Annotated in this window: 2 protein-coding genes; both read right to left on the reverse strand. The window is 67.5% G+C overall.

The window, feature by feature from the left end; translation table 11 throughout:
* On the reverse strand, window positions 1–9,445 hold a 9,445-nt coding region (locus GONAM_RS18975; RefSeq protein ID WP_167330277.1), incomplete at its 3' end, for a non-ribosomal peptide synthetase.
* 97 nt (window positions 9,446–9,542) lie between these two features.
* Window positions 9,543–9,962, reverse strand: a 420-nt coding sequence (locus GONAM_RS18980) for a condensation domain-containing protein (RefSeq protein WP_006868376.1), incomplete at its 5' end; no start/stop codon positions are given.

The following is a 9,962-nucleotide window of genomic DNA, read 5'->3' on the forward strand; positions in this document are numbered from 1 at the left end:
TCTCGGAGCCGCCGACGGTTTCTGCGAGCGCACGGATGGAACCGGACTCGAAGACGTCGCGAACCGAGACGGCCACGCCGAGCTGATCGGACAACCGAGCCGCGAGCCGTGCCGCGGAGAGGGAATCACCGCCGAGCTCGAAGAAGCTCGACGTCGCCGAGACGAGACCGGCGTCGATGTTCAGGACCCCGGCCGCCACGTCGGCGATCGTGCGCTCGGTACCGGTGGCCGGCGCGACATACTCGCCCGCCTCGAGGACCGGTTCCGGCAGGGCCCGCTTGTCGAGCTTGCCGACCGGTGTCAGCGGCAGTTCGTCGATCACGGTGAACGACGACGGCACCATGTACGCCGGCAGCCGCCCGCCGGCGAAGGCCTTCAGTTCGGACACCTCGACGGCGCCGTCGACCGGGACGATGTAGGCGGCCAGCGCCGTCGCCACAGAACCGCCGACGCCGAGGACGACGGCGGATTCGACGGCGTCGTGCTCGGCGAGCACGGCCTCGATCTCCCCGAGTTCGATGCGCAGTCCACGCAGCTTCACCTGGTCGTCGGAACGGCCGGTGTACTCGAGGGTGAGGCCGCCTGTGTCTGTATCGGGAGTCCACCGGACCACGTCGCCGGTGCGGTACATGCGCTGCCCGGCCGTGCCGTACGGGTTGGCCGTGAACCGTTCGGCGGTGAGGCCGGACCGGTCGAGATAGCCGCGGGACAGTGCACCCCCGGCGACGTACAGCTCGCCCGGCATGCCGACTGGGACCGGCCGCAGCCGTTCGTCGAGAACCATCAGGTCCACGCCGCCGATCGGGCCGCCCAGACGCACCGGGTCACCCGGCCGCATCGCCGACGAGATCGTGATGCCGATCGTGGTCTCGGTCGGGCCGTACAGGTTGTGCAGCTCGGTCGCCGGCGCCCATCGGTCGACGATGGGTTGTGGCACGGCCTCGCCGCCGGCCGCGATCACCCGGAGACTCGGCACCGCGGTCGGATCCATCGTCGAGAGCACCGACGGGGTCAAGAACGTGTGCGTCGCACCGTGTTCGGCGATGAACCGCTCCAACACTTCCCCGCCGACCGCCTCCGACGGACGGTAGGCCAGCGTGCCCTCGTTGACGGTGGCCAGGAGGTACTCGAGCACCGAGGCGTCGAAGCTCGGGGAGGCGAACCCGAGGACCACCGGGTTGTCCCCGGCATTCAGGCGATCGGATTCCTGGCGGGCGAAGTTCGCCAGCCCCGAATGGGTGACCGCCACGCCCTTGGGACGGCCGGTCGAACCGGACGTGTAGATGACGTAGGCGAGGTTCGCCGCAGTCACCTCCCCGAGTCGTTCGGCATCGGTGATCGGTCCGGCGGGCACAGCAGCGATCTCGGCGGCCACCGAGTCGTCGTCGAGCCGCATCCACTCGAACTCCTGCCCCGGCAGGTCACCGGACGCGAGGACCGAGAGTCCGAGCACTGCCCCGGAGTCCTCGATCATCGAAGCGACGCGCTCGGCCGGGTAGTCGGGGTCGATGGGCACATAGGCGCCACCGGTCTTGGCCACCGCCCAGATCGCCGTCAGCAGTTGCGCCGAACGACCGATGGCGAGTGCGACGGCACGCTCGGGTCCGACGCCGCGACCGATCAGCCAGCGGGCCAGGCGGTCCGACGCCTCGTCGAGTTCTCGGTAGGTCAGTCGTGCACCCGCGCCGTCGACGACGGCCACGTGGTCGGGAGCGCGGCGCGCCGCGGCCCGGAACAATTCGGCCAGCGTCACCGGGTCCGTCGCGGGCCCACCGGTCACGGGAGTGAGTTCGACGGCCGCTTCAGCAGGAAGAAGCGGGATCTCGGCACATGTCGCCTCCGGGTGGTCGGCGATGGCCCCGAGCAGTCCGGTCAGGACGTCCGCGAAGACCGCGACCTGTTCCGGAGCGAAGGCCGTGGGAAGGTACTTCAGCTTCAATGCGAGTTCGGCACCGCGACGGGACGCGGAGAGGTTGAGCGGATAGTGCGTGGCATCCGACGTCTTGGCACCCACCAACTTCAGGCCACCGGCCGACGATGCGTCGATACCCGCGACCGAGTCGACATTCACGGGGAACGACTCGTACACCGCGAGTGTGTCGAAAAGTGCAGGAAGTCCGGTCTGCGCAACCAGCCTCGGCAGACCGATCTGCTGGTGGTCGAGGACCTTCACCTTGTCGTTCTGCACCGCGGTCAGCACATCGACGACAGTGGCGTCGGGGTTGACGTCGACGACTGCCGGGATCGTGTTGATGAACATGCCGACCATCGACTCCATGCCCTCGATGTCGGGCGACCGGCCGGAGACGGTCTCGGCGAAGGTGACCGTCCTGGTGCCGGTGAGCCGCGAGAGGAACATCGCCCAGGCGAACTGGACGACCGTCGCCATCGTGGTCGAGTTGTTCCGCGCCAAGGCCTCGAGGCGCTCGGTGACTTTCACGTCGATGGAGAACTGGTGGTCTCGGGGCGGCGCGTCGGCGGACGGCTCGTGACCGGGTGCGACCAGGGTCGGCTCGGTGACGGGCGCGAGAACCTCACGCCAGGCTGCGATTCCGGCCTCGACGTCGGCCGTCGCGACGGCGCGCGCGTGGTCGGCGAAGTCTCGTCCGGATGTTCCCGGGAGCGATCCGGTGAAGGTCTGACCGGTCGCGTAGAGCGAAAGCAGATCGGCCAGTACGAGGGGACTCGACCATCCGTCGATCAGCAGGTGGTGGTTGGTGACGACGAGTTCTGCGCCGTCACCGTGCTCGACCAACACCACGCGGATCAGCGGGGGCTTCGCCATGTCGAACGGGTTGGTCCGCTCGGTCGCCAGGACCTCCTCGACACGACTGTCGAGGGACGCGGCGTCCTCCGCGCGTAGATCGATCACACTCCACGGCACGGTCACCTCGGCCGGCACGACCGTGACCGCGGCGCCGCTGGGCAATCGGACGAAGCCCGACCGCAGGACCCGCTGACGTGCGAGGAGTTCACTCAACGCGGACCGCAGACGGCCGGGGTCCACGTCACCGGTGAGCGACAGGACGGTCTGTGTGACATAGACGTCGATGGCGTCATGGTCGGCAACGGTGTTGGCCAGGTCCGCCTGGAAGAACAGGCCTTGCTGCAGCGGGGTCATCGGCCAGACATCCGCCCCGGGGTACTGCTGGGCGATGAGGTCGAGATCGTCCTGCGTGACCTCCACGCCAGGCACGTCGGCGCGACTGAGCCCGATCTCCGCACCACCGTCGACCAGTTCGACGACCGCGCGCAACTCGTCGTGCCAGCGCCGGGCGATGTCGGACGCTGCTGCCTCGTCGAGGGCGTCGGTGGCGTAGGTGACCTTGGCCTCGAGGCGTCTCTCCTCGCGCCCGGCCGTGCTGATGTTGATCCCGAAGACACTCGGCGAACGCATCGCACCGGTGATGCTGCTCGGCATGTTCGGCCGGTCGGAGACGGGCAGGAAGTCGTCGGGAGCGGTCTCGGTGGAAGGTGCTGTGCCGCCGCCGAAGTAGTTGTACATGATCGTCGGGAGCGGACGGTGTGCGATCTCGCCGTCCGAGTTGTAACGGAGGATGCCGAATCCCACGCCGCCCGCCGGACGCGACAGTCTCGCGTCCTTGGCCGACTTGACCGCGTGGACGACATCGCTCGACGCGTCGACGGCGAGCGGGGTGATGCTGGTGAACCAACCTACGGTGCGGGACAGGTCGATTGCGCCTTCGTCGCCGGCGATGCTCTCGTCGCGGCCATGTCCCTCGGTCGAGACGGTGACGGGTCCGCCGTCGGCGATACCGTTGTCGAGCTGCCATGCGCGAACGGCTCGCGCGAGGGCACCGAGCAGTACGTCGTCGACGCTGCTCCCGAAGGCCTGGGGAACCGTCGTCAGGATCGACCCGGCGACGTCGTCGACCACATACGTCAGAGATGACTCGTCACGCCGCCGGTGGAGCGGTCGATCGGCGCTCGTCCCGAAGGATGTCGGCCGTTCGGGCAGTTGCTCGAGCCAGTAGTCGACCTCGCGTGCACGAGCGTGCACCTGCCCGGCAAGAAGGTGCGCGATCCGTCGCGTGGTCGTCGCCTCGGGGCGGAGTTCGATCGGCCGCCCGGATGTGAGCTGCGCCCAGGCCGTGACGAGGTCCTCGACGAGGATCGGCCACGAAACGGCATCCACACCAAGGTGATGGATGGCGATCACCAGGCGTCGGCGACCCTCGCCGTTGACCACGGCGGTCCCGAGAAGGGATCCGGTTCCCGGATCCATCGCGCCGAGGAGCTCCCGGTGTGCGTCGACGAGAGCCGGGTCCAGGGCTCCTTCGGCGTCGATCTCCCGGACGGCCGGAACGATTCCCGCCCCGGCGTTCATGGTCCAGCCGTCCCCGGACCTCGTGAGCACCGCGGTCAACATCGGATGTGCTGCCGCGACAGCCTCCACGACGGTCTGCAGGTCGGCTACCGCGGCGGAAGCGGGCACGTTGAACACGAGCGACTGCGAGAAGTCGGCGAAGTCTGCCGGTTCTTCGGAGTGCTCGATCATCCAGGACGTGACCGGCGGGAGAGGCATCTCGCCCGTTCCGCCACCCGGGAGTTCCTCGATCAGTGCGACCGGGCCGCCCGAAGCAGCCGCGGCTGCGGCCATCGCGCGAATCGTCTTCAGCTCGAAGATCTCTCGCGGCGACAGGTGAATACCCGCCGCCTTGGCCGCCGACGACAGCTGAATGGACATGATCGAATCGCCGCCGAGGGCGAAGAACGACTCGGTGACACTGACGCGCTCTTCGCCCAGAAGTCCTGCGACGATGCGCGCGAGGTTGTCCTCGGCAGGGTTTGCCGGCGCAACATACTCGGCCGGTTCGGGAGCGTGCGGTTCGGGCAACGCCGCGCGGTCGAGTTTGCCCGCAGGTGTCAGCGGGATCTCGTCGATGACGATCGCCTGGCTGGGCACCATGTGTGCCGCCAGGTGCTGCGCCGCCTCGTCGAGAACGGCTGCGCTGTCGATGGTCGCGCCCGGTTTCGCGACCAGGTAGGCCACGACCTCGGTGTGCTTGCGCCCGCCGCGGGTCGACTCGACACCGACCACGACCGACTGGGCGACACCCGGCTGGGCATCGAGAACGGCTTCGATCTCGCCGAGCTCCACACGCTGTCCATTGATCTTGACCTGATGGTCGGCGCGGCCGGCGAACTCGAGATTGCCGCCCTTGGCCACCCGCACCAGGTCGCCGGTCGCGTACATCCGTGCACCCGGCTCACCGAACGGATCGGCGACGAAACTGACCGCTGTCTGACCAGGACGGCCGAGGTAACCACGTGCCAGGCCGGCGGTCGACAGATACAGTTCGCCCACGACGCCCTGCGGCACCTCGTGCAGCCGTCCATCGAGGACGCGAACGGTGAAGCCGTCCACCGGCTTTCCGATTGTCACCGGCTTGCCGGCCGTCATACGCGACCGCGTCGCCCACACCGTCGCCTCGGTGGGCCCGTAGCAGTTGAAGATGCGTCGGCCGCGCTCCGACCAACGCTCGACCAGTTCCGGCGGACACGCCTCGCCACCGGTTGCCAGGTTCCGCACGTACTGTGCGCGTTCCGGATCGACCGTCGCCAACACCGACGGCGTGATGATCATGTCGGTGACCTCGTCGCGCTCCAGCACCGTCGCCAGTGCGTCGCCGGCGAAGTCCGCCTGGGGTGCGATCACCAGGGTGTGTCCCGCGGGGATGGCCCAGGCCATCTCGAACATCGACGCGTCGAAGCTCGGCGATGCAACGTGCAGGATCCGGGTATCAGGCTCGTCTTCCGGTGTGCCCGTGGTGATCTTGGCGAGCGAGTTGACGAAGTCGACGATGCCGGTGTGCGAGACACCGACGGCCTTCGGACGACCGGTCGAACCCGACGTGTAGATCAGGTAGGCCAGGTTGGTCAACCGCACCGATCCGTTGCGCTCGGTGTCGGTGATGTCGTCGCCGGACTCGGCTTCGGCCTCGAGGTCTGCGAGATCGACCCATTCGCAGGAGGATTCGCCGAGTCGAGCACGGGTGCTCGCATCGGTGATGCCGACGGTCGCGCCCGAGTCCTCGAGCATGTAGGCGATGCGGTCGGCCGGGTATGCCGGGTCGACAGGCACATAGGCCGCGCCGCTCTTGATGACGCCCCACGTCGCAAGGACCGAGCCGATCGACCGCTCCATACCGACCGCGACGACGTCCTCGGGCGAGACCCCACGGGCGAGCAACGCCCGCGCAATCGCATTGGTACGCGTCTCGAACTCGTCGTAATCCATCTCGGTGCCGTCGCAGATGAGCGCCGGGTGGTCGGGATCGAGATCGCGCTGGGCGAGGACATCGATGAGTGTCCCGGCCTCGACCTCACCGCCACGGCCGACCATCGCGCCGGGCGTGCGGGCGGACACTGGTGCGGACACGGACTTCGCTCGTGCGGCACCGACGATGTCGATGTCGCCGACCGCTGTGTTCTGGTCGTCGACGATCGCTTGCAGCACACGGCGATACACCTCTGCGAAACGTTTCACCGTGGATTCGTCGAACAGGTCGGTGGCATAGATGAAGTCCGCGGCCATCGGCGTTCCACCGCTACGCGCACGGACTGCGACCGTGAGGTCGAACTTCGCATTGACGACACCGGTGTCGACGGGGGCCGCCTGGATACCCGACGCTTCGAGCCCCGCGACGTCGTTGACGGTCGGTTCGGTGTAGGTGAATGCGATCTGAGCCAGCGGTTGATGAGACGACGACCGTTCCGGCGCCAGCGCCTCGATCAGTTCATCGAATTGCACCTGGTCGTTGGCGAAAGCATCCAACACCGTCGTGCGCACATTGCCCAGCAGGTCTCCGACGCTGTGGCCGGGATCGACTTGTGTGCGCAGCAACAGGGTGTTGACGAACATGCCGATGAGCTCTTCGAGCGCGGGGTCGTTCCGGCCCGCGACCGGCGTCCCGATCACGACATCGGTGGTGGAGGCGAGCCGGGCCACGGTGGCGGCGAAAGCCGCCTCGGTGACCATGAAACCCGTCATCGTGTTGCTGCGGGCGAGCACATCGACGCGGTCGGCGAGATCGTCGTCGAACTCGACGGTCACCGTTGCTCCCGCGGTGCCGAGCACGGCGGGTCTCGGTCGGTCCATCGGCAGATCCGTCACCGCGGGCAGACCGGCGAGCACACGTCGCCAATGGCTCAACTGTTCGCCGAGAACGCTTGTCTCGTCGTCGGCGTCACCGAGGACGCTCTGCTGCCACAACGCGTAGTCCGCGTACTGCACATCCAGAACCGGCAAGCCGCCGGTGCGACCCTCTGCCCGCGCCGCATAGGCAGACATCAGATCTCGCGCGAGGACCGGGATGGACTGACCGTCCATCGCGATGTGGTGCATCGTCAGGGCGACGTGCAGACCTGCCCCGTCGCGATGGAATCGTCCCCGGAGCGGCATCTGGGTACTGACGTCGAAGCCTTCCGTGGTCGAGCGGACCAGTGACTCGACGGAGTCGGCTTCGCGCCAGTCGAGCTGTTCGCGGGCCACTGCTACGGGCAACACGTCCTGCACAGGCGCGGCACCGACCGACGGGTAAACGGTACGCAGTACCTCGTGACGTTCGACGACGTCGCACAGCGAGTCGAAGAGCAGTGTCTCGTCGACATCGCCCGCGAGCGTGAGCGCGGCCGGGATGTTGTACGCGCCGGACGCGGTGTCGAACTGGTTGAGGAACCACATCCGACGCTGGGCCCGGGAGAGCGGCAGTCGTTCGGGCCTCGGTTCGATGCGCTTCACCGACGGCAAGGCGGACCCGCGACCACTGACAGCGTGGACGAGGCCGCGGACGCTGGGCGACTCGAAGACGTCACGAACCGACACGTCGACGCCGAGTTCTTTCGAGACCCGGGCTGCGATGCGCGCAGCCGACAACGAACTGCCACCGATGTCGAAGAACGAGTCGGTGACGCCGACACGTTCGACGCCGAGAAGCTCGGCGAACAGACCGGCGACGGTTTCCTCGTCTGCATTACCCGGCGGCACGTACAGAGTCGGCGCGATCTCCGGTTCGGGGAGCAGACGCCGATCGACCTTCCCCGAGCGACTCAACGGCATGGCGTCGAGCCGTACCCAGGCGCTGGGTCGCATGTACTCGGGCAACAGTTCTGCGGTAGTCGCAGCGACGGTGTCGACATCCACGTCGGCCGGGGCGAGGTAACCGACCAATTGCTGGCCGCCGGGCCCGTCGACCACCGCCGCCGCCGCGTGGAGCACCCCGGGAGCCGCGGCGAGAGCGGCCTCGACCTCGCCGAGCTCGAGGCGCTGGCCTCGCAACTTGACCTGAAAGTCGGTGCGCCCCAAGTACTCTATTTCCCCGTCACGATTCCACCGAGCCCGGTCGCCGGTGCGGTACAACCGCGCACCGGGCTCGCCGAAGGGGTCTGCGACGAATCGCTCTGCAGTCAGATCCGGCCGCCCGGCATAGCCACGGGCCAACTGGACACCGCCCAGGTACAACTCGCCCGGGACACCGATGGGGACTTCGCGCAATGCCGCGTCGAGAACGCGCGCCGACACCCGACGAGTCGGGGTTCCGATCGGGATCACCCGGTCGTCCTGTGTCACCCGATGAATCGTCACGACGATCGAGGCCTCGGCCGGCCCATATTGATTCTGGAGCCGCGTCCCGGGCAACCGCACCATCAGGTCCCGAGCGACCGGTGGTGTCAGGGCCTCCCCGCCGGTCTGGATGAGACGCAGCGAGGTCAACTCGCCGACCCCGGCCCCGAGAACCTCGTTGAACGCAGCCAGCATCGCCGGGACGAAGTGGATGACCGTGACCCCGTGGCGGCGGATCAGATCCGCCAGGTGGACCGGATCGCCGTGCCTGCCCGGCTCCGCGATGACCAGCGTGGCACCGATCGCGATCGGCAGAAAGATCTCTCGGACCGACACATCGAACGTGATGGGCGCTTTGTAGAGAAAGACGTCTCGCGCGGTCAGGTCGTACTGTTCGATGTCGGCTGCCAACCGGTTGGCGATACCCCGGTGGGTGATGACAACTGCTTTCGGACGCCCAGTCGACCCCGACGTGAACAGGGTGAAGGCAGCATTCGCAGGTCTGGTCGGGCCTGCGAACTCTTCCTCGTCCAGATCTGCGTCGCCAGGACTCGAGATGTCCAGGACATGCACATCGACGATGTCGTCGAACCGCGATCGGGCTTCGGCTTCTCCATCGCTGGTCACCACGACGAGCCGAACTCCGGCTGTCCGCACCATGTAGCGCGCGCGGTCGACCGGCAACTGCTCATCGAGGGGTACGAAGTGCCCGCCGGCCATCGCGACGGCATGGATGGCGACGACCTGTTCGACGGAACGGTCGATCTGGATACCGACTGCGACCTCCGCCCCGACACCCAGCGCGGTGAGCTCTCGGGCCAGCCCCGTCACTCTGCGGTCGAACTCTGCACGGCTCACGGTCCGATCACCATCGATGATCGCCGGACGGTCAAGGGAAACGTCCAGGGCAGTCATGGTTCGCAATCTCTCGTTGTCAGTACTCTCGTTCACCACTTCACCCACCGGTCCGCTCCGTTGCGACGCGTGCGTATGCCATCAGGTCTCTGAGCGTTTCCGGGGCATCCGCGGCATCGAGCCCGCGGGCCCACTCTTGCAACTGGGCACGCTCGTCATCAGTCGTCAACGGGATGTCGATGAGTGCGATCGAAGGATCTTCGACGACGAAGGTCAGAATCCTGACGAATCGATCGGCGAAGGTCTGCACGGTGGAACTGTCGAAGAGGTCGGTCGCGTAGACCATTCGGACCTCTCCGCCGCCGCCGCGCGCGGTCACGACTGTGATCGACAGGTCGTTGTGTGCCGGCACCACGGGAGGCGCCACCGGCGAGATCGCCAGGTCGGCCACCCCGATCTCGTCCCGCTCCTGCTCGGCCGCTTTCTGATCGAGAACAGAGACCGTCACCTGCGCCAGCGC

Source organism: Gordonia namibiensis NBRC 108229, assembly GCF_000298235.1.
Classification (GTDB): Bacteria; Actinomycetota; Actinomycetes; order Mycobacteriales; family Mycobacteriaceae; genus Gordonia; species Gordonia namibiensis.